The following is a 23,518-nucleotide window of genomic DNA, read 5'->3' as shown; positions in this document are numbered from 1 at the left end:
GTGTGCACCACTGTGCCCGGATGACCCTCCGAGCCAAGGACCGTGATCGACGTGAAGGTCGGCATCCCCCGCGAAGTCAAGAACAACGAGTTCCGGGTGGCGATCACCCCCGCCGGAGTGCATGAGCTCGTCCGCCACGGCCACCAGGTCGTCATCGAGCACGACGCCGGTGTCGGCTCGTCCATCCCCGACGCGGAGTACGTCGCCGCCGGCGCCCGGATCCTGGCCACCGCCGACGAGGTCTGGGCCGCCGCCGACCTGCTGCTGAAGGTCAAGGAGCCGGTCGCCGAGGAGTACCACCGCCTCCGCAAGGACCAGACGCTCTTCACCTACCTGCACCTCGCCGCCTCCCGTGAGTGCACCGACGCGCTGCTGGCCTCCGGCACCACCGCCATCGCCTACGAGACGGTCGAGACCGCGGGCCGCGCGCTCCCGCTGCTGGCCCCGATGTCCGAGGTCGCGGGCCGCCTCGCCCCGCAGGTCGGCGCGTACCACCTGATGCGCTCGGCCGGCGGCCGCGGTGTGCTGCCCGGGGGCGTCCCCGGCACCCACGCAGGCAAGGCCGTCGTCATCGGCGGCGGTGTCTCCGGCTGGAACGCCACCCAGATCGCCGTGGGCCTCGGCTTCCACGTCACGCTGCTCGACCGTGACATCAACAAGCTCCGCGAGGCCGACAAGATCTTCGGCACCAAGGTGCAGACCGTCGTCTCCAACGCCTTCGAGCTGGAGAAGGCCGTCGTCGAGGCCGACCTCGTCATCGGCGCCGTGCTGATCCCCGGAGCCAAGGCCCCGAAGCTGGTCACCAACGAGCTCGTCGCCAAGATGAAGCCCGGAAGTGTACTTGTCGACATTGCAATCGACCAGGGCGGCTGCTTCGAGGACTCGCGTCCGACGACCCACGCCGAGCCGACCTTCCCGGTCCACAACTCGGTCTTCTACTGCGTCGCCAACATGCCCGGCGCGGTCCCGAACACCTCCACCTACGCGCTCACCAACGCGACTCTTCCCTACATCGTGGAGCTCGCCAACCGCGGCTGGGCCGACGCCCTGCGTCGCGACGCCGCGCTGGCCAAGGGCCTCAACACCCATGAGGGACAGGTGGTTTACCGCGAGGTGGCCGAGGCGCACGGCCTCCCGCACGTCGAGCTGAGCACGCTCCTCGGCTGACGGGTCAACCCCCTCCGTCAACATCGCACGTCCGGCCGGACCTTGCCGCGCAAGGTCCGGCCGGACGCGTATCGGGCCCGGTGAGGCCCTTGTGCGACTCGCGCCGAACGTAGCCCTTTACCCGTTTCGTGCAGCGGTGAAATGTGCGGCTTGGTCGCTGTGCACCCTTGACAGCGAGGCGTTCGATTGCCGACACATCGGGCCGGGTCCGGCGGATTGTGTTGCTGCGGACCGGTGACACGCCATAGAGTCGCCAATCGTCGGCATGGTGCCACGCTGACCTATCGATAAGTTTCCTGGTCACATCCAAGGAGGTAAGACGACTTGTGAATGAGTCGACAATTACTCCTGGGGGTGGTCAACCAGGGATGCCTGTACGGGGTCTGAGCCCGACCGGGCTCGAAGCTGTCGGCTCCGTCGCGGTCCGCACCTTCGCCACCCAACAGCACATGACGACAGCCCCCCAGATGATGGACGGCCCACACGTGAACGCCACGGCCGGCAACGAGAGCAGCCGGGACACCGACCGCTTCGCCGACTTCGCCGAGGTGCCCGAGGGGCACTTCTACGACCCCGACGCCGAGTACGAACCCGATCCGGAGTACGCGGCCACCCTCGCGCCGGACGCCGCGCGTCAGCGCCGCGAGCGCATCGGCCCCACCGGACGGCCCCTGCCGTACTTCCCGATCCCGGGTCCCCTGACCGACCACGGCCCCGCGAAGATCATCGCGATGTGCAACCAGAAGGGCGGCGTCGGCAAGACCACGTCGACCATCAACCTGGGCGCCGCGCTCGCGGAGTACGGACGCCGGGTCCTGCTCGTCGACTTCGATCCGCAGGGCGCGCTCTCCGTCGGCCTCGGGGTCAACCCGATGGAGCTGGACCTCACCGTCTACAACCTGCTCATGGAGCGGGGCATGGCGGCCGACGACGTCCTGCTCAAGACGGCGGTCCCCAACATGGACCTGCTGCCCAGCAACATCGACCTCTCCGCCGCCGAGGTGCAGCTCGTCAGCGAGGTGGCCCGCGAGTCCACGCTCCAGCGCGCCCTGAAGCCGCTGATGGCCGACTACGACTACATCGTGATCGACTGTCAGCCCTCCCTCGGCCTGCTCACCGTGAACGCCCTGACGGCCGCTCACAAGGTCATAGTGCCGCTGGAGTGCGAGTTCTTCGCGCTGCGCGGGGTGGCGCTGCTCACCGAGACCATCGAGAAGGTCCAGGAGCGGCTCAACCCGGAGCTGGAGCTCGACGGCATCCTCGCCACGATGTACGACTCCCGCACGGTGCACAGCCGTGAGGTCCTGGCGCGCGTCGTCGAGGCCTTCGACGAGCACGTCTACCACACGGTCATCGGGCGCACGGTCCGCTTCCCGGAGACCACGGTCGCCGGTGAGCCCATCACCACCTACGCCTCCAACTCGGTCGGCGCCGCCGCCTATCGCCAGCTCGCCAGGGAGGTGCTCGCCCGGTGTCACGCCGAGTGAGTCTGCCGGGGGCCGACGAACTGTTCCGTACCACCGGAGGCGGGATGGGCCTTCAGCCGTCCTCCCCCGCGGAGCGGCGGCGCAAGGCGAACGGCGAGCCGCGGGTGCCCGCGCCCGCCGGGGAGAGCGACCCCTCCGGCCAGACCCCGTCGTCCGCCGGCCGTGAGGAGCACGCCGCGGCCGACGCCGACGGCGGCGACTCGCGCGGCCGTGGCGCCGAGGGCGAGCGGGCCCCGTCCGCCAAGGCCGCCGGAGAGCGCCCCGCCGCCCCGGCCGAACAGCCCCCCGCGGTCCAGCCCCAGCGCCGACGCGGCGGCGCCCGCGGCGCGAACCGCCGCCCCAGCGGCCGGGAACGCCACGACGAGAAGATCACGGTCTACGTCTCCGCCGAGGAGCTGATGGACCTCGAACACGCCCGGCTCGTCCTGCGCGGCGAACACGGCCTCGCCGTCGACCGGGGCCGGATCGTCCGCGAGGCGGTGGCGGTGGTCCTCGCCGACCTGGAGTCCCGGGGCGACGCGAGCATCCTCGTACGGCGGCTGCGCGGCCGCTGAGCGGCACGGCACGGGTAGCCTGCCCCGCAGGACCCGCCCACCCGCCACCGGGGCCCACCCCCGCCGCCCCACCCCTGGATTCCCATGCCCACGCCCGACGACCCCGCCGCCCCACGCCGCCGCGCCCTGGGCCGGGGGCCGGGCGTGGCGGCGTTCCCGGAGCCGGAAGCCGTACCGGAACCCGTGACCGAACCGGAGCGCGTACCGGAGCGCGTACCGGAGCCGGAGGCCCCTCCCGTACCGCCGGCCGGGCCGGAGCCCGTGGAAGAGAGCGAGGAGGGCGAGGAGCGGCCTGAGAGCGACGACCGGCGGTTCACCGTCCGCCTCGTGAACTTCGAGGGCCCCTTCGACCTCCTCCTCCAGCTGATCTCCAAGCACAAGCTGGACGTGACGGAGGTCGCGCTCTCCAAGGTCACCGACGAGTTCATGGCGCACATCCGCGCCATGGGACCCGACTGGGACCTCGACCAGACCACCGAGTTCCTCGTCGTCGCCGCCACCCTCCTCGACCTGAAGGCGGCCCGGCTGCTGCCCGCCGCCGAGGTGGAGGACGAGGCGGACCTGGCGCTCCTGGAGGCGCGGGACCTGCTCTTCGCGCGGCTGCTCCAGTACCGCGCGTACAAGCAGATCGCCGAGATCTTCCAGGGCCGCCTGGAGGCGGAGGCCCGCCGCCACCCGCGTACGGTCGGACTGGAGGACCAGCACGCCGAGCTGCTGCCCGAGGTGGTCATCAGCATCGGGCCCGAGGGCTTCGCCAGGCTCGCGGTGAAGGCGATGCAGCCGAAGCCGAAGCCCCAGGTGTACGTGGACCACATCCACGCCCCTCTGGTCAGCGTCCGGGACCAGGCGGGCCTGGTGGTGGAGCGGCTGCGCGCGGCCGGGGAGGCGGTCAGCTTCAGGACGCTGACCGAGGACGCCCCGGACACCCTGACCGTGGTGGCCCGGTTCCTGGCCCTGCTGGAGCTGTACCGCGAGAAGGCCGTCACCCTCGACCAGGACGAGGCGCTGGGCGACCTGCTGGTGGCCTGGTGCGGCGGGGAGGGCGCGGACCCGGTGGTGACGGACGAGTTCGACCAGGAGCTGAACGGCGGCACGGAAGAGGAGGGCGCAGGGAATGAGTGAGCAGCCGGAACGGGACGAGGGCGCGGTCGCCTCGCTCGACCTCAAGCCCGCCCTGGAGGCGATCCTCATGGTCGTCGACGAGCCCGCCACCGTCGACCACCTCGCCAAGGTGCTCCAGCGGCCCCGCCGGGCCGTGGCGGACGCGCTGCGGGAGCTGGCCGACGAGTACACCGTGCAGCGCCGGGGCTTCGACCTGCGGCTCGTCGCGGGCGGCTGGCGGTTCTCCACCCGGCCCGAGTACGCGGCGGCCGTGGAGGGCTTCGTCCTGGACGGCCAGCACGCCCGGCTCACCCAGGCCGCGCTGGAGACCCTGGCGGTCGTCGCGTACCGGCAGCCGGTGAGCCGCTCGCGGGTCTCGGCGGTCCGCGGAGTCAACTGCGACGGGGTCATGCGGACCCTCCTCCAGAGGGGCCTGGTGGCCGAGGCGGGCGCGGAACCCGAAACAGGTGCGATCCTGTACAGGACGACGAACTACTTTCTGGAGCGAATGGGCCTGCGCGGCCTGGACGAGCTCCCGGAGCTCGCGCCCTTCCTCCCGGAGGCGGACGCGATCGAGGCTGAGACGCTAGAGGGTGTGCCGTCGTTCGATCCGGACGCACCGGACACCCCGGATACTCACGCAGACGACAAGACGGAATTTTGATGCGAAGCAGTGGCAGGAACAGCGGAAGCGGCAGCGGCGGTCAGGGCGGCCGGAGTGGCGGCCAGGGCGGTCGCCCCGGCGGTCAGGGCGGCGGCGGCCGCGGCCAGGGTGGCCGCAGCGGCGGCGGATCCTTCCGCCAGGGCCCGGGCGGCGGCCAGGGCGGCGGCGGACGGGGCGGCAGCGGTCAGGGCGGTCGTTCCGGCGGCCAGGGTGGCCGTCAGGGCTTCCAGGGCGGACGCGACGAGCAGGACCAGCGCCCCCGCCGTCCCCGCCCGGAGGAGCGCCGCTACGACGTCGGCAACGACGCCCCCGGCGCCCGGGGCGGCCAGGACGGCCCCCGCAAGGGCCGTGGGTCGGCGGCCCGCGGCGGCGCCAAGGGCGGCCCGAAGTCCGCGCAGGGCGGCAGCGGCGGCGGCTTCCGGCGTGGCGGCAGTCCCTCGCGCCCCCGTGAGCTGGACGCCAAGATCGAGCAGCGCAACCGCGACCGGTACGCCAACAAGCCCGACATCAAGCTGCCCAAGACCCACCCGGGCGCCGAGCAGGAGGGCGAGCGGCTGCAGAAGGTCCTCGCCCGGGCCGGCATGGGCTCGCGCCGCGCGTGCGAGGAGCTGATCGAGCAGGCCCGCGTCGAGGTCAACGGCGAGATCGTCGTCGAGCAGGGCATGCGCGTCGATGTGCACAAGGACGAGATCAAGGTCGACGGCCTGACCGTCGCCGCCCAGTCGTATCTCTTCTTCGCGCTGAACAAGCCCGCCGGGGTCGTCTCCTCGATGGAGGACCCGGACGGCCGCCAGTGCCTCGGCGACTACGTGAACAACCGCGAGACGCGGCTGTTCCACGTCGGCCGGCTCGACACCGAGACCGAGGGCATCATCATGCTCACCAACCACGGTGAGCTGGCCCACCGCCTCACGCACCCGAAGTACGGCGTGAAGAAGACCTACCTGGCCGCCATCCAGGGCCCGCTGCCGCGCGACCTCGGCAAGCGGCTCAAGGACGGCATCCAGCTGGAGGACGGGTACGCCCGCGCCGACCACTTCCGGGTCGTCGAGAACACCGGCAAGAACTACCTGGTCGAGGTCACCCTCCACGAGGGCCGCAAGCACATCGTGCGCCGGATGCTGGCCGAGGCCGGCTTCCCGGTCGAGCGGCTCGTGCGGACGTCCTTCGGGCCGATCCCGCTGGGCGACCAGAAGTCCGGCTGGCTGCGCCGCCTCACCAACACCGAGGTCGGCATGCTGATGCGCGAGGTCGGCCTCTAGGCCGGTCGGCCTGGCAGCGCTCTTCCCCGAGGCCCGCGGCCGGTTCCGTCCGAACTTTCCGGACGGAACCGGCCGCGGGCCTTTCGCTGCCCCCGCCCACCCTTTATAGTCAGAGTGACTATAAAAAAGGAGGCGGGCCCGTGAGCCTCGCGGACATACTCGATCCCCTGCAGCAGCCCCTGGTGACGGTCCTGGACACCCCGGTCAGCTGGACCGAGGTGCTGGGTTTCGGCAGTGGGGCGCTGTGCGTCTGGCTGGTGGCCCGCCAGCACATCGCCAACTGGCCGATCGGCATCGCCAACAACCTCTTCTTCGTCCTGCTGTTCACCCAGGCCGGCCTGTACGCCGACGCCGGCCTCCAGATCGTCTTCATCACCCTCGCCGCGTTCGGCTGGTGGACCTGGACCCACGGGGGTGGACCAGGGACCTCGGGCCTGCCGGTGCGCAGGACGACCCGCACCGAATGGGCCTGGCTGCTCGGGGCGGGGGTGGCGGGGACCGCCGTGATCACGCTGCTGCTGTCCCGGGCCACCGACTCCACCGTCCCGTTCTGGGACGCGGCTACGACATCCCTGTCGCTGATGGCGACGTACGGGCAGTGCCGCAAGCGGCTGGAGTCCTGGTGGCTGTGGATCGCCGCCGACGTGGTCTACATCCCGCTCTACGCCCACAAGGGGCTGTATCTGACCTCGCTGCTGTACGCCGGGTTCCTCGCCCTCTGCCTGGCCGGCCTGCGCAACTGGCACCGCGACCTGACCGCCCGCACGGCCCGGACCCCGGAGGTGGCCGCCGTATGAAGCGTTACGGACACGGCCTGGTCCTCGGCAAGTTCTACCCGCCGCACGCCGGCCACCACCACCTCGTCCGGACCGCCCGGGACCGCTGCCGGCGGCTGACCGTGCTGGTCTGCGCCGCCTCCGTGGAGTCGGTGCCGCTCGCCGACCGGGTGGCCTGGATGCGCGAGGTGCACCCGGACGTCACGGTGGTCGGCGCGGTCGACGACACGCACATGGACGTGCGTGACCCGGCGGTCTGGGACGCTCACATGGCCGTCTTCAGGGCGGCCGTGCCCGAGCGCGTGGACGCGGTCTTCACCTCGGAGGCGTACGGGGAGGAACTGGGCCGCCGCTTCGGCGCGGACTCCGTGCTCGTCGACCCCGACCGCACCCTCTTCCCGGTCTCCGGCACCGCCGTCCGCAAGGACCCCGTCGGCTGCTGGGACTTCCTCCAGCCGCCCGTACGGGCCGCCCTCGCCCGCCGCGTCGTCGTCCTCGGCGCGGAGTCCACCGGCACCACCACCCTCGCCCGCGCGCTCGCCGCCCACTACCGCGCCCGCGGCGGCGTGTGGGCACGCACGGGGTACGTCGCCGAGTACGGGCGCGAGTACAGCGAGGACAAGCTCGCCGCCCTGCGCGGGCGGTGGCCCGGGGCCGCCTGGGAGGACGTCACCTTCACCACCGACGACTTCCCGCTCATCGCGCGGACCCAGAACGACCGCGAGGAGGCCGCCGCCCGCGCCGGGTCCCCGGTGCTCTTCTGCGACACCGACTCCTTCGCCACCACCGTCTGGCACGAGCGGTACGTCGGCGGCCGCAACCCCCGCGTCGAGGAGATCGCCGACCGGGCCGACCACCACCTGTGGCTGCTCACCGACCACGAGGGCGTCGCCTTCGAGGACGACGGACTGCGTGACGGCGAGGAGTTGCGCCCCTGGATGACCGGCCGCTTCCGCGCCGAACTCACCCGCACCGGACGCCGGTTCATCGAGATGACCGGCCCGCCCGAGACGCGGCTCGCCGCCGCGGTCGCCGCCGTCGACGAACTCCTCGCCACCGGCTGGGAGTTCGCCGCACCCCTCCCGGAGAAACGATGACCACCCCCGCCCCCGAGGGCTACGACCCGCACGCCTACGCCCCGTTCGCCGTCACCGTCGACCTCGCGGTCTTCACCGTCCGCGAGGCCCGGCTGCACGTCCTGCTCGTCGAACGCGGCCAGGAGCCCTTCCGGGGCCGGTGGGCGCTGCCCGGCGGCTTCCTGCTGCCCCGCGAGTCCGCGGACGACGCGGCCCGCCGCGAACTCGCCGAGGAGACCGGCCTCGGCCCGGACACGGTCGGCGCCCTCCACCTGGAGCAGCTGCGCACCTACACCGGCCCGGACCGCGACCCGAGGATGCGGGTCGTCTCCGTCGCCTACGCCGCCCTCCTGCCGGACCTGCCCGAACCGCGCGGCGGCGGCGACGCGGCCAGCGCCCGGTGGTGGGAGGCGGACGCCGCGGGCCCCCTCGCCTTCGACCACGACACGATCCTCGCCGACGCCCGCGACCGGATCGGCGCCAAGCTCGAATACAGCTGCCTGGCCACCGCGTTCTGCCCCGCCGAGTTCACCCTCGGCGAGCTCCAACAGGTCTACGAGACCGTCTGGGGCGTCGAGCTGGACCGGCCCAACTTCCGGCGCAAGGTGCTGAGCGCTCCGGACTTCGTCCAGCCGGTCGGCGGCCCGCCGCGCCGCACCGGCGCCCGGGGCAAACCCGCCGCGCTCTACCGGGCGGGCGACGCCACCGCCCTGCACCCGCCGCTCCTGCGCCCGCCGCGCACCGACGCCACCCCCTCCGCAACGGAAGGACACGACCGATGACCCTCGCCACCCCGCCCCTCACCAAGCAGGCCGCGACCGGCGTCCTGACCGGGCTCGCCCTCGGCGACGCGCTCGGCTTTCCCACCGAGTTCAACGACGTGCCGTCGATACTCGCCACGTTCGGCCCCTGGCGGCAGATGCCCCTCCTGGACCCCGCCGTCGTCTCCGACGACACCCAGATGACGATCGCGCTGGGCCGGGGCATCCGTACCGCCATGGACAGCGGACTGCTCACCCCCGAACGCATGGTGGGCCCGGTCAGCGCCGAGTTCATCGCCTGGTACCACGCGCCGGACAACAACCGCGCCCCCGGCAACACCTGCCTCACCGCCTGCCGGCTGCTGGAGCACACCCGGATCTGGCAGGAGGCCAGCCAGACGCACTCCAAGGGCTGCGGCGCCAACATGCGGGTGGCCCCCGTCGGCCTGGTCCCCGGTCTCAGCGAGGAGCAGCGGGCCGGCGCCGCCCAGCTCCAGGCCGCCCTCACCCACGGCCACCCCACCGCCCTGGCCGCCTCCGACCTGCTGGCCCGCGCGGTGTTCCTGCTCGCCCAGGGCGCCGAACCCCTCGGCCTGATCGGACAGTTGCGCAGCTACGCCCTGGAGAACCGGGGCCGCTACCACACCCGCTGGCTCGGCGACCTCTGGCGCCACGCGGGCGACGCCACCCCGCAGACGTACATCCAGCGCGGCTGGGACGAGTGCCTGGCGGCCCTGGAGACCGTACGGGACGCGCTGCGCGACCCGTCGCCGGAGACCGACCCGTGCGAGCGGACCGGCGACGGCTGGATCGCCGAGGAGGCCCTCGCCACCGCCCTGCACTGCTTCCTGCTCTTCCCCGAGGAGCCCGTCACCGCCCTGCGCCGGGCCGCCTGCACCCGGGGCGACTCCGACTCCATCGCCTGCCTGGCCGGAGCGCTGGCCGGGGCCCACCTGGGCGCGGCGGCCTGGCCCAAGGAGTGGTCCGAGCGCATCGAGTACCGCAGCGACCTGTTGTCCCTGGCGGCACTCTGGGACGCCTGAGCGGCGGGGGAGGGGGTACGCGAGGGCGGAACCCGTTCCCGTACGAAGGTCTGGTGGTATCCATGTCCTCCTCACTCGTCGAGACCGTCGACATCAAGGCCCCGGTGGCCGTCACCTGGTCCCTGTGGAGCGACGTCAGCCAGTGGCCGCGGTTCCTGAGCCACGTCCAGCGCGTCGACCCGATCGACGAGCGGCGCTTCGCCTGGCAGCTCTCGCTCCCCGGCGCGGACAAGAACTTCGTCGCCGAACTCACCGAAGTGGTCCCCGAGGACCGCATCGCCTGGAAGACGGTCGAAGGGGTCCACCACGCGGGGGTGGTCACCTTCCACCGCCTCGACGACACGTCGAGCCGTGTCGCCCTGCAGATCGAGTACGACCCCCAGGGCTTCGTCGAGCACCTCGGGGCGCTGACCAACCTCGACTCCACGCTGGCCAACTACGACCTGGGCGAGTTCCAGAAGCTGGCCGAGCTCACGGCCGAGGCGGGCGGACCCCGGACGCCCTGAGCCCGCCGCAGGCCCGGGGTGTCCTGCCGACCGGGCCGGCTAGGGCCCGTCGTCAAATTCCCGCCTGCCGGGCGGCGCATGGCACGCACGCTCGCGGCGTTGCCGAAATGCCCTAGTAGCTCCGCTACGAGACCATTCCGGCGCCTTGCGATCGCACGCATCATGCGCCGCCCGGCCGCCCTTCGGGCGACGACGGGAATTTGACGACCGGCCCTAGCCCCGCACCGCCGAGGCCCGCCGGGTCCGGACGAGGAAGTCCTCCACGGCCGCCCGGTCCGGCTCCGGCGGCAGCGGGGAGCGGGCCGCCGCCTCGTCGTTCTCCCGGCCGAGGCGGTCCATCCGGCGCTCCACCTCCGGCCAGGGGATCTCGCCCCGCTTCACCGCCAGCAGGTCCTCCCGGGCATCGCCCACGTCGATGCGCAGCTCGCCCGTGCGCAGCAGGTCCCGGCTGCTCGCCAGCAACCGCAGCAGATGCATCGCGTGCTTCCAGCGCGGCGCGCCGTGCACCCGCAGGTCCGCCGCCAGCTTTCTCCGCTGCCCCAGCGCATACCGGACGAATGTGCCGTGCGCCTGACGGGACAGGAACGCCCCGCGCAGCGCCAGCAGCTCCCGGCCCGTGTCGTCCACGGACTCCACCAGCGGGGAGTGCAGGCACTCCAGCACGTTCGGGTTGGCCCGGAGCGCCAGCTCGCAGAAGCGCTCCAGCTCCCAGGAGAACTGCTCCGGCGCGGGCCCTTCGACATGCGTCGGCGGCTTCTCGAACCGCCAGAACAGCTCCGTGGGCGCCAGGAACACACCCCGCCGGTCCGTATCGCTGTCCTGCGTGGCCAGTCCGAACGCGCGCGAGCCCATCACACAGGCGTAGACCGTGTGGTCGCGTACGAGTGCCTCGTCGGCGGCGCTGATCATGGCCGCGAGCGTACGGGGAAGCGGGCCGCGGCGCCCCTGGGATTCCGGGTCCGCGCTCAGCCCAGCCGGATCGCCCCGTCCGAGACGCTGATCTGCTCGGAGGGCAGCGGCCGGGTCGCCGGGCCGGCCTCGACCGCCGCGTCCGAGATGCTGAACCTGCTGCCGTGGCACGGGCAGTTGATGGTGCCGTCGCGCACCGTCGAGACGAGACAGCTCGCATGGGTGCAGACGGCGGAGAACGCCTTGAACTCGCCCTCCGTCGGCTGGGTCACCACCACCTTCCGCTCCTTGAAGACGGTGCCGCCGCCGACCGGGATGTCCGCGGTCCGGGCCAGCTCCGCGCCGCCCGTGGCGTCCCCCGGCGCGCTCGGCGTCGGGCTCGCGTCCTCGCCGCCGCCCCCGTCGGAGGATCCGCAGCCGGTGGCCAGGGCGGCGGCGCTCGCCGCACCCGCGGCCAGCACCGTCCTTCGGCGTGCGTTCATGGGGCGCTCCTTCGGTGACGGCGGGTGGGGGCCATCGTGGCGGCGACGGGCCCCCGGGCGAAGCAACCGGGCGGGCCGTGCCCCCGACCGGGTGGCGGACGGGACTCCGACGGACGCGGGCCCGCCCGTCCCAGGGACGGAACGCCGTGACCGGCTCCGCCGCTGTCGATCTAGGCTGAGGAGAGCAGCGGGCCGCGCCGGAAGACGCCGGACCCCTGAGATCGAAGAGCAGCGGAGAACGAGGAGTACGACGTGGCGGTACGAGCGGTCCGGGGCGCGGTCCAGCTGGACCGGGACGAGGCCGGGCACATGGACGAGCGGGTCGGTGAGCTGCTGGCCGCCGTCCTGGAACGCAACGAACTCGTCGCCGACGACCTGATCAGCATCTGGTTCACCGCCACCCCTGACCTGCACAGCGACTTCCCGGCCGCCGCCGCGCGCGGCCTCGGGATCGTCGACGTACCCCTGATCTGCGCCCAGGAGCTGGACGTCGAGGGGGCGATGCCCCGGGTCGTCCGTATCCTCGTGCATGTCGAGACCTACCTCTCGCGCGCCGAGATCAGCCACGTCTACCTCGGCGCCACCGCCGCCCTGCGCAAGGACATCGCCCAGTGAGAACCGCCCTCGTCATCGGAACCGGGCTCGTCGGCACCTCCGCCGCCCTCGCACTGGCCGGCCGGGGCATCCACGTGCACCTCGTCGACCACGACCCCGAGTCGGCCCGCACCGCCGCCGCGCTCGGCGCCGGGACCGAGGAACCGCCCGCCGGCCCGGTCGACCTCGCCGTCGTCGCCGTGCCGCCCGCACACACCGCCGCCGTCCTCGCCACCGCCATGCGCGACGGGGCGGCCCGCGGCTACCTGGACGTCGCCAGCGTCAAGGGCGGCCCGCGCCGCGAGCTGGAGGCGCTCGGCCTCGACCTCACCGCGTACATCGGTACGCATCCGATGGCCGGCAAGGAGCGGTCGGGCCCGCTGGCCGCCACCGCCGACCTCTTCGAGGGGCGCCCCTGGGTGCTCACCCCGACCCGGGACACCGACACCGAGGTGCTCAACCTCGCGCTGGAGCTGGTCGCCCTGTGCCGGGCCGTCCCCGTCGTCATGGACGCCGACGCCCACGACCGGGCCGTCGCCCTCGTCTCGCACACCCCGCAGCTGATCTCCTCGATGGTCGCCGCCCGGCTGGAGGAGGCCGACGAGACCGCCGTACGGCTGTGCGGCCAGGGCATCCGCGACGTCACCCGGATCGCCGCCTCCGACCCCCGGATGTGGGTGGAGATCCTCTCCGCCAACCCCGGCCCGGTCGCCGACGTCCTCGCCGGGGTCGCCGCCGACCTGGAGGAGACCGTGACCGCGCTGCGCGGGCTCGGCTCGGCCGACGCGGAGAAGCGGAGCGCGGGAACCCACGCCATCGAGGACGTCCTGCGGCGCGGCAACGCCGGCCGCGTCCGGGTCCCCGGCAAGCACGGCGCCGCCCCCACCGCGTACGAGACCGTCGCCGTCCTCATCGGCGACAAGCCGGGCGAGCTGGCCGCGATCTTCGCCGACGCCGGGCGGGCCGGGGTCAACATCGAGGACGTCCGCATCGAGCACGCCACCGGCCAGCAGGCGGGCCTCGTCCAGATCATGGTCGAGCCCAGCGCCGCCCCGGTCCTCGGCGCGGCCCTCCAGGAACGGGGCTGGTCGATCCGCGGCTGAGCCCGACGCCGCACGACGGGGCGCCCGGCCGGGGTGGCGGGCGCCTCCCCCGTACGGGGTACAAGGGCACCTCCCGCACTCGGTAACCTGGTACGAGGCCGTTCCCTGGCCCGTCCGTCCCCACCCCGTGTACCAGGAAGGTGTCCACCACCGTGGAAACCGCACGCTCCTCCGTGATCGTCGCCATCGACGGGCCCTCGGGCACCGGCAAGTCGAGCACCTCCAAGGCCGTCGCCGCCAAGCTCGGCCTGAGCTACCTGGACACGGGCGCGCAGTACCGGGCCATCACCTGGTGGATGCTGACGAACGGCATCGACGTGAGCAACCCGGAGGAGATCGCCACCGCCGCCGCCAAGCCCGTGATCGTCTCCGGCACCGACCCCGCCGCCCCGACGATCACCGTCGACGGCGAGGACGCCTCGGGCCCGATCCGCACCCAGGAGGTCACCTCCAAGGTCAGCGCCGTCAGCGCGGTCCCCGAGGTGCGCACGCTGATCACCGCGCTCCAGCGCTCCATCGCCGCGGCCGCCACCGGCGGCATCGTCGTCGAGGGCCGGGACATCGGCACCACCGTGCTGCCCGACGCCGACCTCAAGATCTTCCTCACCGCCTCCCCGGAGGCCCGCGCCGCCCGCCGCAGCGGCGAGGTCAAGGGTTCCGACCTGACCGCCACCCGTGAGGCCCTGATCAAGCGGGACGCCGCCGACTCCGGCCGCAAGACCTCCCCGCTCGCCAAGGCCGACGACGCCGTCGAGGTGGACACCACCGAACTGACCCTCCAGCAGGTCATCGAGTGCGTCGTCACCCTCGTCGAGGGGAAGCGGGTCGCCGCGTGAGCGATGCCACCGGCGCGCCCACGCTGCGCGGGGCGGCCGTCGGGCGCACCATCGGCATCGGCCTGATGTACGGGCTGTGGAAGCCCCGGGTGCTCGGCGCCTGGCGGGTGCCCGCCGCCGGACCCGTCATCCTCGCGGTGAACCACTCCCACAACATCGACGGACCGATGCTGATGGGCACCGCACCCCGGCCGGTGCACTTCCTGATCAAGAAGGAGGCGTTCGTCGGCCCCCTCGACCCGTTCCTGCACGGAATCGGCCAGATCGAGGTGGACCGTACGACCGTCGACCGCACCGCGATCAGCCACGCCCTCGGCGTGCTGGCGGACGGCGGCGCCCTCGGGATCTTCCCGGAGGGCACCCGGGGTGAGGGAGACTTCGCCTCGCTGCGCGCCGGACTCGCCTATTTCGCGGTACGGGGCGGGGCGCCGATCGTCCCCGTGGCCGTACTGGGAAGCACCGAGCGCCGCGGGCGGTTGATACGGGGGCTGCCCCCGCTGCGCAGCCGGGTCGACGTCGTCTTCGGCGACGCGTTCGACGCGAGCGCGGGCGACGGGCGGCGTACGCGCAAGGCGCTGGACGAGGCGACCCTGCGGATCCAGGCGAAGCTGACCGCCCACCTGGAAAGCGCCAAGCGCCTCACCGGGCGATAGGCGAGACTTGACCTGACTTGAGTAGTGGACCGCGCTGATCGTGGTCCATCGATGATGATGCAAAGAGGAACGGACTTCATGAACGACCAGATTCACTCCGAGGGCTCGGGCCACGAGCACGGAGAACTTGGCGATGCCGAGTACGCGGAGTTCATGGAGCTCGCCGCGCAGGAGGGCTTCGACCCCGAGGAGGTCGAGGGCGCCCTCGGCGAGGCCGGTCACGGCCCGCTCCCCGTGCTCGCCGTCGTCGGCCGCCCCAATGTCGGCAAGTCGACCCTGGTGAACCGGATCATCGGCCGCCGCGAGGCCGTCGTGCAGGACAAGCCCGGCGTCACCCGCGACCGCGTCAGCTACGAGGCCGAATGGGCCGGCCGCCGCTTCAAGGTCGTCGACACCGGCGGCTGGGAGCAGGACGTGCTGGGCCTCGACGCCTCCGTCGCCGCCCAGGCGGAGTACGCCATCGAGACGGCCGACGCGGTCGTCTTCGTCGTCGACTCCACCGTCGGCGCCACCGACACCGACGAGGCCGTCGTCAAGCTGCTGCGCCGGGCCGGCAAGCCCGTCGTCCTCTGCGCCAACAAGGTCGACGGCCAGAGCGGCGAGGCCGACGCCGCCGCCCTGTGGTCCCTCGGCCTCGGCGAGCCCCACCCCGTCTCCTCGCTGCACGGCCGCGGCACCGGCGACATGCTGGACGCGGTCCTGGAGGCCCTGCCGGACGCCCCGGCCCAGAAGTTCGGCACCGCGCTCGGCGGCCCCCGCCGGATCGCCCTGATCGGCCGCCCGAACGTCGGCAAGTCCTCCCTGCTGAACAAGGTCGCGGGCGAGGACCGGGTCGTCGTCAACGAACTGGCGGGCACCACCCGCGACCCGGTCGACGAGCTGATCAACCTCGGCGGCATCACCTGGAAGTTCATCGACACGGCCGGTATCCGCCGCCGCGTCCACCTCCAGGAGGGCGCGGACTACTACGCCTCGCTCCGTACGGCCGCCGCCGTCGAGAAGGCCGAGGTCGCCGTCGTCCTGATCGACTCCAGCGAGTCCATCAGCGTCCAGGACCAGCGCATCATCACCATGGCCGTGGAGGCCGGACGCGCCATCGTCGTCGCCTTCAACAAGTGGGACACCCTCGACGAGGAGCGCCGCTACTACCTGGAGCGCGAGATCGAGACGGAGCTCGCGCAGATCTCCTGGGCCCCGCGCGTCAACGTCTCCGCCGTCACCGGCCGCCACATGGAGAAGCTGGTCCCGGCCATCGAGACCGCACTGGAGGGCTGGGAGACCCGCGTCCCCACCGGCCGGCTCAACGCCTTCCTCGGTGAGATCGTCGCCGCCAACCCGCACCCGATCCGCGGTGGCAAGCAGCCGCGCATCCTCTTCGGTACCCAGGCGGGCACCAAGCCCCCGCGCTTCGTGCTCTTCGCCTCCGGCTTCCTGGAGCACGGCTACCGCCGCTTCGTCGAGCGCCGGCTGCGCGAGGAGTTCGGTTTCGAGGGCACCCCGATCCACATCTCCGTCCGGGTCCGCGAGAAGCGCGGCCGCAACAAGTAGCACCGGCGTACGACGAAGCCCTGGGCCGCTCCCGCGAGAGCGGCCCAGGGCTTCGTCGTGCAGTCTGCGTCCGTACGGTCCCAGCCGTACGGCCTCGTCCGTGCGGCCCCGGTCCGTCCGGGCCTCAGGAGTCCCGTGACCCCGGTGGCAGCGCCGCGGGGCGGGGCCGCCCCGCATGCCGTCCGACCCGTTGCCAGGAACCGAGGCTGCCGGTCGTGCGCTGGCTCTGCCCGCCGCCTCCGCTCTGCCCGCCGCCTCCGCTCTGGCCGCCGTGTCCGCCGTGCGAAGAGGCGGCGGAGTGGCCGCTCAGCGGGGCCCGGGAGGCGAAGAGACCGGCGCCGAAGGCCGAGAAACCGAGATTCTCCTCGCCGCTCCGGTCGCCCGGCAACGCCCGGAACGAGCGCCGGTACTCGGAGTACAGCGCGTCGTAGATCGGCGTGGGGGAGACGTCCCCCGACGGATCCTGCGCAGGACGCATGGCAGGGATCTGACTCTGATGCTGGCGGGGGGAGTCGTATGAGTGCACGTAGGTGCCAACGACCTCACGGCCCGTCGGATGCGGCCCCGCCGGAGAAAACGCTGTTCGGCGGGGGTGGCCGAGTCGGCCGGGCATGATCAGGTTCCGGCCAGCGGCATCGAGGCGGCGACCAGGACGCCGTTGACCGCGGCCTTCTCCAGGGCGTCCCGCAGCAGGTCCTCGCGCGGCTGCTGGCCGATGGTGCCGGCCGGGGCCGCGAAGACGAGGACCGTCTGCGACTTGTTGACCGCCGCCCGCCAGCCCTCGGTGACCTGGAGGGGCTGGTGGGCCTGCCACCAGGCGACCGGGTTGCCGCCGCCGGCGCTCGGCTGCAGCACGGCGTGCAGCTGACCCACGGCCAGCAGCACGGACCAGCCCGGGAGGACCTCCGGCAACCGGTTCATGTCGGGGGCGGGGCGGAAGCCCTGCTCCAGCAGCAGCTGGAGGAACTCGTCGCCCCCGCTGCCGTCGGTGCCGGGCCGGGCGACCGGGCCGGTCGGTTCGACGACCAGGGCCGGGCGCAGATCGTCCTCGATGAGGACGAGTCCGCTGGTGATACCGAGGACGGCCTGTTCGGGCATGAGCCCCTCCGTGTTCTTCTGCTCGCTGCCGGTGATACTGCGCACCGCGCCCTGGAGCTGGTCCTCCGCGACCCTGACGACCTGCGAGGGGATGCACGTCGCGTGGGCGAACGCGAGGACGGCGGTCTCGTCGCCGATGAACAGCACCGTGCTGGTGCGTTCCTGGTCGGAGTCGCCGGGAGTGCGGCAGGAGGTGCAGTCGTAACTGCCCGGGGTGTTGTCGCCGACGAGCAGCCGTTCGGCTTCGTCGTCGCCGATCTCGGCGCGTACGTCCTGGCTGACGTCGAGCATGCGCGGCACGGGGGCTCCTCGAACTCGGTGCGTGGGCCGGGTGGTTCCCGGCTCATGAAGAGACAACGCGGGATCCGTGGCCGGGGTCACGCACCTGAGCGGACGGAAGTGCGGCCAGGTCGACACATCGGTACATCGACTGTCCGGCGTACGGCCCTGCCGGGCCCGGCGTACGGCTCACGCGTCCCGGGCGTACGTCCTCCGCGCGTCCGGCGTACGGCTCCCGTGCCCCGGCCGAAAGTTTTGCCGGGGCGCAGGCAACCTCCCGGCATTTTCCTTCGTCAAGCTCGAAGGAAAACATTGGCGAACGGGTGGCGGGCAGGCGCCGGTTTACCGCACCGGTGGGCCTGCGGGAGCGGACCCGGCACTTCCGGACCCGCAGGAAAACGGATGGACAGCCTCCGGAACCCGCAGGTCAGCGCGTGTCCGGCGGCGGAAGCCGGGGTCCCGTGGGCCATCTCGCGGATGCTCCGGGATTTCCCGGCTTATTCCGGGCACAAATCCGCGGGGAAGTGACAGTCTTGACCAGACCGGTCGACAGGGGAAACAGCGACACCATGCATATTTCTTTTCTTCTGCACAATGCCTACGGAATCGGAGGAACGATCCGGACGACGTTCACGCTCGCCCGTACGCTCGCGGAGCAGCACGACGTCGAGATCGTGTCCGTCTTCCGGCACCGTGACGCACCCGTCCTCGGCGCCCCCGAGGGCGTGACGCTGCGCCACCTCGTCGACCTGCGGAAGAAGAGCGCGGCCTACGACGGGGAGCACCCCGAACACGCCCGGCCCGCCACCGTGTTCCCGCGCGGCGACAGCAGGCACAAGCAGTACAGCCGGCTCACCGACGCCCGGATCGCCGCCCACCTCCGGTCCACCGAGGCAGACGTCGTCGTCGGCACCCGCCCCGGACTCAACGTGCACCTCAGCCGGCAGACCCGCCGCGGAGCGGTGCGCGTCGGGCAGGAGCACCTGACGCTCGACAGCCACGGCTACCGGCTGCGCCGCGAGATCGCCCACCGCTACACGCTGCTCGACGCGCTCACCACCGTCACCCGCGCCGACGCGGACGACTACCGCAGCCGGCTGAAGCTCCCGGGCGTACGGATCGAGGCCATCCCCAACGCCGTCCCCGAGCCAGCCTGCCCGCCGGCGGACGGCGACCTGAAGTGGGTCGTCGCGGCGGGCCGGCTGCACCGCGTCAAGTGCTACGACCTCCTTGTGCGGGCCTTCGCCCAGGTGTCCGCGGCCCGTCCCGACTGGCGGCTGCGCATCTATGGCGGCGGGGACGCGACCGGCGACGAACAGGCCGCGCTGCGCTCCCTCGTCGACGAACTCGGCCTGCACAACCATGTGTTCCTGATGGGCTCGGCCAACCCCATGGAAGCCGAGTGGCCCAAGGGGTCGATCGCCGCCGTCACCTCGGAGCGCGAGTCCTTCGGGATGACGATCGTCGAGGCGATGCGCGGCGGACTGCCGGTCGTCGCCACCGACTGCCCGCACGGACCGGCCGAGATCATCGAGGACGGCGCCGACGGCCGCCTGGTGCCGGTCGGCGACCCGGACGCGATCGCCGCGGCCCTGCTCCAGCTGATCGAGGACGACGGACTGCGCCACCGGATGGGCGCGGCCGCGCTGAAGGCCTCGGCCCGCTTCGACCCCGCGCGGATCGCCGAGCGGCACGAGAGCCTGTTCACCGAACTCGTCGCGCGCGGCTCCCAGGGGCACGGGCACGGCGCCCTGCGCACGGCGCTGCACCGAACCCGGGGCAGCGTTCTCGACGGGGCCTACGCCCTGCGTTACAAGGCCGCCGACGTGCTCCGCAAGGGAAGGGCCTCCTCATGAGCTCCACCTCCACCGCCGTACGGGCCGACTGTGCCGCCGATCGCGCCGGAACGCTCACCTTCGACCTGACCGCCCCGGCCCCCGCCCCCGATTCCGTGCTGCTCCTGCGGCGCCGGGGCGCGGCGGGCCAAAAGCCCGGCGGCACGATACGCATACCGCTCAGCCGGCCGGCCCCCGGACGGCTGCGGGCGGTGCTCCCGGCCTCCGCCGAACTGGCCGAGGGACGCTGGGACGCGTACGTCGAGAAGCCCGGTGACGAGCCCGCCGAGACGGTCGTCGAGCCGGGGCTGCGCGACCTGCGGGCCCTCGTCGACCGCTGCCCGGACACCTCGGCCGTGACCGTCAGCGCCCGGGTCCCGTACCCGACCCTCGACGGCCGGCTCGCCGTGCGCTCCTGGGTCCGCGCTCCGCACGCCGAGGCGGGCACCGTCCTCGCCGGCCCGGCCGGGATGACGGTCCGGGGCGTGCTGTACGGAGTCGAGGCGGGGGAGGGGGCCGCGGTGGAGGCCCGGCTGCCGGGGGAGCCGGACCGGGTGCACCGCGTCCCGCTCACCGCCCCGGACCCGGACGGCCCGGCCGGGTCCTTCTCCTTCACCCTGCCCTACGCCGCGCCGGCCACCGGTCCGGTGCCCGAGGCGCAGCAGTGGCAGCTGTGGCTGATCCCGGCGACGGGCGCGCCCGGGGTCAGGATCTCCCGGATCCTCGACGACGTCTGGTCCCGCGACAAGTCCTTCGTCTACCCGGGCCACCCGGCGGCGCCCGGAGTGCGCGCCACCCCCTGCTACACCACCGGCAACGACCTCTGCCTGCGCCTGGAGCCGGTCCCCGCGGACCACTGAGGAAGGGGGCTTGCGGACGAAGGCTGTCCGCAAGCCCTGGCAGACTCGCCCCATGTTGGAGACCTCGGCACGACTGCTGCGCCTGCTCTCGCTGCTCCAGACCCACCGCGACTGGTCCGGCGCCGATCTGGCCGACCGGCTCGGCGTCACCCCGCGCGCCGTGCGCCGGGATGTCGACAAGCTGCGTGAACTGGGCTACCCGGTGAACGCCGCCCGGGGCACCGGCGGCGGCTACCAGCTCGGGGCGGGCGCCGAGCTGCCGCCGCTGCTGCTGGACGACGAGGAGGCCGTCGCGGTCGCCGTCGGCCTGCGCACGGCCGCCGGGCACGGTATCGAGGGCATCGGCGAGTCCTCCGTGCGCGCGCTGGCCAAGCTGGAGCAGGTGCTGCCGAACCGGCTGCGCCGCAGGGTGGGCGCGCTCGGCGCGTTCACCGTGCCGATGCTGCACGACCAGGACGCCTCCGTGGTCGATCCCGGTCTGCTCACCGAGCTGGCCGCGGCCTGCCGGGACGCCGAGCGCCTCCGGTTCGCCTACCGGACCCATGGCGGGGCGGTCTCGCGCCGTACGGTCGAGCCGCACCGGCTGGTCTGCACCGAGCGCCGCTGGTATCTGGTGGCCTGGGATCGGGACCGGGAGGACTGGCGGACCTTCCGGGCGGACCGGATCACCCCGACTCCGCCCCACGGCCCCCGCTTCGTCCCGCGCCCCCCGCCCGCCGAGGACCTGGCGGCGTACGTCGCGCGGGGCGTCGCGGTCTCCGCCTACGCGGCCCGCGCCGTGATCCTGCTGAAGGCCCCGCTGGCGGAGGCCGCCCAGCGGATCTCGCCGTCCGCCGGGGTTCTGGAGACCGTGGACGCGGACACCTGCCGGCTCACCACCGGTGCCCCGGATCTCACCGTGCTGGTGATCCACGTTCTGATGATGGGGATCGATTTCGAGGTGATCGAACCTCCCGAGCTCTCCGATCTGATGCGGGACGCGCGGGACCGGCTCACGCGGGCGCTCGACGGACCGTGAGCCCCGGGGCCGGGGGAGGGAAACGTACGGAAAGGAAATGACGGTTTACGGGGGAGGGAAATTCCGGTGCCCCCCGTCATTCGGACGAGCTGCCGCTCCGATCGTAAAAGAAGCAGGTCACCACATGATTCCGGAACGCCGCCGATGCCCCGCTCCCGCCGGTGGTCCGGGGCCTCGGATTTTGTGCGCCGAGGCTTCCCTCCGGTCCGTTCGGGTGAATAGAACCGCGTATAAACGTGTGGGGATCCTGTGACACAAGCGTGACCGCCACGGCACGTGGAGATGCAGCGGAACGCCCCGACGGCCCCGCCTTCCGTCACGGTCCCGGGCCGCCTACGGTGAGGGCATGGCATCTCTACCGACCCCTCCAGCACAGCCGGACGACGACGCCGGGGCGTACGTCGGCCTCGCCGTCGCCGCCGCCGAGCGGCAGGCCAGAAGCCGTGGCTGGGACACCGTCCGGGCCGTCCCCCCGGGCGCCTTCCTGACCATGGAGTTCCGCCACGGCCGCATCAACTTCCAGGTCGAGGACGACACCGTGACGCGCTGCTGGGTGGGCTGACCCGGTCGCCCCCGCCCGACGCCGTTGACGTCGAAGGCCCCGACCGAGGTCGGGGCCTTCGACGTCTCCACGGGCCGGTGTCAGCCGCCGGTCATGGGGCGGGCCGGGCTGCCCGCGCGCGGACCCCGCTCGGTGTGCGGCGGCGGGCGGCGGACGCCGGCCGGGGCCACCGGCATGGAACCCGGGCGCGCCGGATGCCCGGTGTGGGCCCGCGCCCGGACGCCCGCCGCCGCGTGCCCCGCGGGGGGTACCGGCTCGGCCGGCGCCGTCACGGCCTCGGCGGTGGGGGCGTCGGTGGCCATCGACTGCGGCAGCAGCACCGGCTGCGGTCCGGTGTCGGACACGGGTGCGGGACGGGCTCCGCCGCGACGCTCCCGCCACCGCTCGCGCATCGCCAAGATCCAGGCCTCGGTCCGGGCGATCAGCGGCTCGAACCACGGCAGCGCCAGCAGGATGAGCAGACCGGCCGCCCACCCCAGCAGGACATCGCTGAGCCAGTGCGTACCGATGTAGACGGTGGTGAGGCCGACGCCCAGCGAGACCGTCGCGGAGACCGCCGACAGATAGCGCCTGGCCCGGGGCGTGGTAGCCAGATAGGCGAGGATTCCCCAGGTCACCACGGCGTTCGCGGTGTGCCCGGAGGGAAATATATCGCCGCCGGCGAACATCTCGGCCGAGCCGATCTGCGTCGCGTAGTGCGGGCCGAGCCGCCCGAGCCCCAGCTTGACCGCGCCCACCGTCACATTGAGCAGCAGCAGGGACGTGCCGAGGACCAGCAGCGGGCGGAGCGTGTGCTGACGCCAGGAGCGCCAGCCCAGCCAGCAGGCGACCATCACCGCCGTGGGGCCGCGCTGGCCGAGCACGACGTAGTAGTCCAGAAAGGGGTGCAGTTCGGGCCACTGCTCGTAGGGCCGGAACAGCATGACCTTCCAGTCCAGGGCCACCAGCCAGGACGTGATCAGCACCGCCCAGACGATGGCGAGATAGAACGCCAACGTCCCGCCGAAGAGGGCGATGCGGTGACGGCTCATCCGCGGTGCCTCTATCTTCGGCGGTTCCGGCTCCCGGTCCAGCCGGGCAAAGATGTCGGTACGCACCCAATCGACGTTACAGCGAGTGAGCGTGCGAGCAGGCCAATCCGGCCGCTTTGTGATGACGATGTGATGTGGACTTTGTCTCGGGACGGCGTCTTTTCCGGGCGCCGAGAAGAATCCTCGTGATCTTGGCCCCAATAGCCCACGGGTTCCGTTCGTAAGCGTGTTTGATCTCTCGGGAAATGGGGTGCACCAAAATCCGCGGCAATTGATCCGGCCATTCGGGGGAGCCGCGCACCGCCCCGCCGCC

The 23,518-nt window shown here is 72.6% G+C and carries 25 protein-coding genes; 20 read left to right on the top strand and 5 right to left on the bottom strand.

Features of this window, described 5'->3' with window-relative positions; genetic code table 11:
• The first annotated feature begins 51 nt into the window (after positions 1-51).
• The 11 genes from ald (at position 52) to IE145_RS25505 (ending at position 10,397) form a co-directional block, all read left to right on the top strand.
• Entirely contained in the window at positions 52-1,167 is a 1,116-nt protein-coding gene (gene ald, locus IE145_RS25555) for an alanine dehydrogenase (RefSeq protein ID WP_189527821.1), read from the top strand.
• 368 nt (positions 1,168-1,535) lie between these two features.
• Positions 1,536-2,654 (top strand): ParA family protein, encoded by a 1,119-nt coding sequence (locus IE145_RS25550; RefSeq protein ID WP_010056937.1) that lies wholly within the window; start codon positions 1,536-1,538, stop codon positions 2,652-2,654.
• A complete protein-coding gene (locus IE145_RS25545) occupies positions 2,651-3,208 on the top strand; it encodes a hypothetical protein (protein ID WP_189527820.1) in 558 nt (185 codons plus the stop codon). The genes IE145_RS25550 and IE145_RS25545 overlap by 4 nt, the downstream gene beginning before the upstream one ends.
• Before the next feature lie 84 nt (positions 3,209-3,292).
• Complete coding sequence (locus tag IE145_RS25540) at positions 3,293-4,330, top strand: segregation and condensation protein A (RefSeq protein ID WP_189527804.1); 1,038 nt, start codon at positions 3,293-3,295, stop codon at positions 4,328-4,330.
• On the top strand, positions 4,323-4,973 hold the full coding sequence (scpB, locus tag IE145_RS25535; protein WP_189527803.1) for an SMC-Scp complex subunit ScpB: 651 nt from the start codon (positions 4,323-4,325) through the stop codon (positions 4,971-4,973). Before IE145_RS25540 ends, scpB begins: the two co-directional genes overlap by 8 nt.
• Entirely contained in the window at positions 4,973-6,235 is a 1,263-nt protein-coding gene (locus IE145_RS25530) for a pseudouridine synthase (protein WP_189527802.1), read from the top strand. Before scpB ends, IE145_RS25530 begins: the two co-directional genes overlap by 1 nt.
• Positions 6,236-6,375: 140 nt before the next feature.
• Positions 6,376-7,032: a nicotinamide riboside transporter PnuC gene (gene pnuC, locus IE145_RS25525; RefSeq protein WP_189527801.1), complete on the top strand. Its 657-nt coding sequence runs from the start codon at positions 6,376-6,378 to the stop codon at positions 7,030-7,032.
• Positions 7,029-8,108 carry an AAA family ATPase gene (locus IE145_RS25520; protein ID WP_189527800.1) on the top strand — a complete coding sequence of 360 codons (1,080 nt, stop codon included), beginning with the start codon at positions 7,029-7,031 and terminating at the stop codon, positions 8,106-8,108. Before pnuC ends, IE145_RS25520 begins: the two co-directional genes overlap by 4 nt.
• Entirely contained in the window at positions 8,105-8,869 is a 765-nt protein-coding gene (locus IE145_RS25515; RefSeq protein WP_189527799.1) for an NUDIX hydrolase, read from the top strand. Before IE145_RS25520 ends, IE145_RS25515 begins: the two co-directional genes overlap by 4 nt.
• Positions 8,866-9,891, top strand: coding sequence for an ADP-ribosylglycohydrolase family protein (locus IE145_RS25510; protein WP_189527798.1), 1,026 nt, complete (start codon positions 8,866-8,868; stop codon positions 9,889-9,891). The genes IE145_RS25515 and IE145_RS25510 overlap by 4 nt, the downstream gene beginning before the upstream one ends.
• 62 nt (positions 9,892-9,953) lie before the next feature.
• Positions 9,954-10,397 carry an SRPBCC family protein gene (locus IE145_RS25505; RefSeq protein ID WP_189527797.1) on the top strand — a complete coding sequence of 148 codons (444 nt, stop codon included), beginning with the start codon at positions 9,954-9,956 and terminating at the stop codon, positions 10,395-10,397.
• Positions 10,398-10,610: 213 nt separating this feature from the next.
• Here the strand turns inward: IE145_RS25505 and IE145_RS25500 are convergent, their stop codons facing one another.
• Together IE145_RS25500 and IE145_RS25495 are read right to left on the bottom strand one after the other, a co-directional pair.
• The gene (locus tag IE145_RS25500; RefSeq protein ID WP_189527796.1) at positions 10,611-11,306 is read right to left on the bottom strand and encodes a nucleotidyltransferase domain-containing protein; all 696 of its coding nucleotides are present in this window, start codon (positions 11,304-11,306) and stop codon (positions 10,611-10,613) included.
• A gap of 56 nt (positions 11,307-11,362) precedes the next feature.
• A complete protein-coding gene (locus IE145_RS25495) occupies positions 11,363-11,788 on the bottom strand; it encodes a Rieske (2Fe-2S) protein (RefSeq protein WP_189527795.1) in 426 nt (141 codons plus the stop codon).
• A 252-nt stretch (positions 11,789-12,040) separates the two neighbouring features.
• Here IE145_RS25495 and aroH point away from each other — a divergent pair, with 252 nt between their 5' ends.
• The 5 genes from aroH to der all read left to right on the top strand — a co-directional run bounded on the left by aroH (position 12,041) and on the right by der (position 16,522).
• Positions 12,041-12,403: a chorismate mutase gene (aroH, locus tag IE145_RS25490; RefSeq protein WP_189527794.1), complete on the top strand. Its 363-nt coding sequence runs from the start codon at positions 12,041-12,043 to the stop codon at positions 12,401-12,403.
• Positions 12,400-13,485: a prephenate dehydrogenase gene (locus IE145_RS25485; protein WP_189527793.1), complete on the top strand. Its 1,086-nt coding sequence runs from the start codon at positions 12,400-12,402 to the stop codon at positions 13,483-13,485. Before aroH ends, IE145_RS25485 begins: the two co-directional genes overlap by 4 nt.
• Before the next feature lie 140 nt (positions 13,486-13,625).
• Positions 13,626-14,321, top strand: coding sequence for a (d)CMP kinase (gene cmk / locus IE145_RS25480; RefSeq protein ID WP_069740450.1), 696 nt, complete (start codon positions 13,626-13,628; stop codon positions 14,319-14,321).
• Entirely contained in the window at positions 14,318-14,974 is a 657-nt protein-coding gene (locus tag IE145_RS25475) for a lysophospholipid acyltransferase family protein (RefSeq protein ID WP_032775755.1), read from the top strand. The genes cmk and IE145_RS25475 overlap by 4 nt, the downstream gene beginning before the upstream one ends.
• A gap of 78 nt (positions 14,975-15,052) precedes the next feature.
• The gene (gene der / locus IE145_RS25470) at positions 15,053-16,522 is read left to right on the top strand and encodes a ribosome biogenesis GTPase Der (protein WP_189527792.1); all 1,470 of its coding nucleotides are present in this window, start codon (positions 15,053-15,055) and stop codon (positions 16,520-16,522) included.
• A gap of 124 nt (positions 16,523-16,646) precedes the next feature.
• Here der and IE145_RS25465 read toward each other — a convergent pair whose 3' ends face one another.
• Together IE145_RS25465 and IE145_RS25460 are read right to left on the bottom strand one after the other, a co-directional pair.
• Positions 16,647-17,000, bottom strand: coding sequence for a hypothetical protein (locus IE145_RS25465; RefSeq protein WP_189527791.1), 354 nt, complete (start codon positions 16,998-17,000; stop codon positions 16,647-16,649).
• A gap of 137 nt (positions 17,001-17,137) precedes the next feature.
• Entirely contained in the window at positions 17,138-17,920 is a 783-nt protein-coding gene (locus IE145_RS25460; protein WP_189527790.1) for a DUF8842 C-terminal domain-containing protein, read from the bottom strand.
• Positions 17,921-18,468: 548 nt separating this feature from the next.
• Between IE145_RS25460 and IE145_RS25455 the strand changes: the two genes are divergently transcribed.
• From IE145_RS25455 to IE145_RS25440, 4 genes are all read left to right on the top strand, one after another.
• Positions 18,469-19,755: a glycosyltransferase family 4 protein gene (locus tag IE145_RS25455; RefSeq protein WP_189527789.1), complete on the top strand. Its 1,287-nt coding sequence runs from the start codon at positions 18,469-18,471 to the stop codon at positions 19,753-19,755.
• On the top strand, positions 19,752-20,594 hold the full coding sequence (locus IE145_RS25450; RefSeq protein ID WP_189527788.1) for a transferase: 843 nt from the start codon (positions 19,752-19,754) through the stop codon (positions 20,592-20,594). The genes IE145_RS25455 and IE145_RS25450 overlap by 4 nt, the downstream gene beginning before the upstream one ends.
• Positions 20,595-20,646: 52 nt before the next feature.
• The gene (locus IE145_RS25445; RefSeq protein ID WP_189527787.1) at positions 20,647-21,612 is read left to right on the top strand and encodes a helix-turn-helix transcriptional regulator; all 966 of its coding nucleotides are present in this window, start codon (positions 20,647-20,649) and stop codon (positions 21,610-21,612) included.
• Between the two features lie 346 nt (positions 21,613-21,958).
• Complete coding sequence (locus IE145_RS25440; protein WP_189527786.1) at positions 21,959-22,174, top strand: I78 family peptidase inhibitor; 216 nt, start codon at positions 21,959-21,961, stop codon at positions 22,172-22,174.
• Positions 22,175-22,254: 80 nt separating this feature from the next.
• Here the strand turns inward: IE145_RS25440 and IE145_RS25435 are convergent, their stop codons facing one another.
• On the bottom strand, positions 22,255-23,271 hold the full coding sequence (locus IE145_RS25435; protein ID WP_189527785.1) for a phosphatase PAP2 family protein: 1,017 nt from the start codon (positions 23,269-23,271) through the stop codon (positions 22,255-22,257).
• Between the last annotated feature and the right edge of the window lie 247 nt (positions 23,272-23,518).

This window comes from Streptomyces sindenensis (genome assembly GCF_014649035.1).
Lineage (GTDB): Bacteria > Actinomycetota > Actinomycetes > Streptomycetales > Streptomycetaceae > Streptomyces > Streptomyces sindenensis.
The sequence above is the reverse complement of the archived record's forward strand: the minus strand, read 5'-3'. Positions and strand labels throughout refer to the sequence as shown.

Excerpts from the sequence above, each read along its gene's own strand:
- IE145_RS25550 (WP_010056937.1), top strand. The coding sequence starts at position 1,536 with ATGCCTGTACGGGGTCTGAGCCCGACCGGGCTCGAAGCTGTCGGCTCC.
- IE145_RS25540 (WP_189527804.1), top strand. The coding sequence starts at position 3,293 with ATGCCCACGCCCGACGACCCCGCCGCCCCACGCCGCCGCGCCCTGGGC.
- scpB (WP_189527803.1), top strand. The coding sequence starts at position 4,323 with ATGAGTGAGCAGCCGGAACGGGACGAGGGCGCGGTCGCCTCGCTCGAC.
- IE145_RS25530 (WP_189527802.1), top strand. The coding sequence starts at position 4,973 with ATGCGAAGCAGTGGCAGGAACAGCGGAAGCGGCAGCGGCGGTCAGGGC.
- IE145_RS25520 (WP_189527800.1), top strand. The coding sequence starts at position 7,029 with ATGAAGCGTTACGGACACGGCCTGGTCCTCGGCAAGTTCTACCCGCCG.
- IE145_RS25515 (WP_189527799.1), top strand. The coding sequence starts at position 8,105 with ATGACCACCCCCGCCCCCGAGGGCTACGACCCGCACGCCTACGCCCCG.
- IE145_RS25510 (WP_189527798.1), top strand. The coding sequence starts at position 8,866 with ATGACCCTCGCCACCCCGCCCCTCACCAAGCAGGCCGCGACCGGCGTC.
- IE145_RS25505 (WP_189527797.1), top strand. The coding sequence starts at position 9,954 with ATGTCCTCCTCACTCGTCGAGACCGTCGACATCAAGGCCCCGGTGGCC.
- IE145_RS25500 (WP_189527796.1), bottom strand. The coding sequence starts at position 11,306 with ATGATCAGCGCCGCCGACGAGGCACTCGTACGCGACCACACGGTCTAC.
- IE145_RS25495 (WP_189527795.1), bottom strand. The coding sequence starts at position 11,788 with ATGAACGCACGCCGAAGGACGGTGCTGGCCGCGGGTGCGGCGAGCGCC.
- der (WP_189527792.1), top strand. The coding sequence starts at position 15,053 with ATGAACGACCAGATTCACTCCGAGGGCTCGGGCCACGAGCACGGAGAA.
- IE145_RS25465 (WP_189527791.1), bottom strand. The coding sequence starts at position 17,000 with ATGCGTCCTGCGCAGGATCCGTCGGGGGACGTCTCCCCCACGCCGATC.
- IE145_RS25455 (WP_189527789.1), top strand. The coding sequence starts at position 18,469 with ATGCATATTTCTTTTCTTCTGCACAATGCCTACGGAATCGGAGGAACG.
- IE145_RS25450 (WP_189527788.1), top strand. The coding sequence starts at position 19,752 with ATGAGCTCCACCTCCACCGCCGTACGGGCCGACTGTGCCGCCGATCGC.
- IE145_RS25445 (WP_189527787.1), top strand. The coding sequence starts at position 20,647 with ATGTTGGAGACCTCGGCACGACTGCTGCGCCTGCTCTCGCTGCTCCAG.
- IE145_RS25440 (WP_189527786.1), top strand. The coding sequence starts at position 21,959 with ATGGCATCTCTACCGACCCCTCCAGCACAGCCGGACGACGACGCCGGG.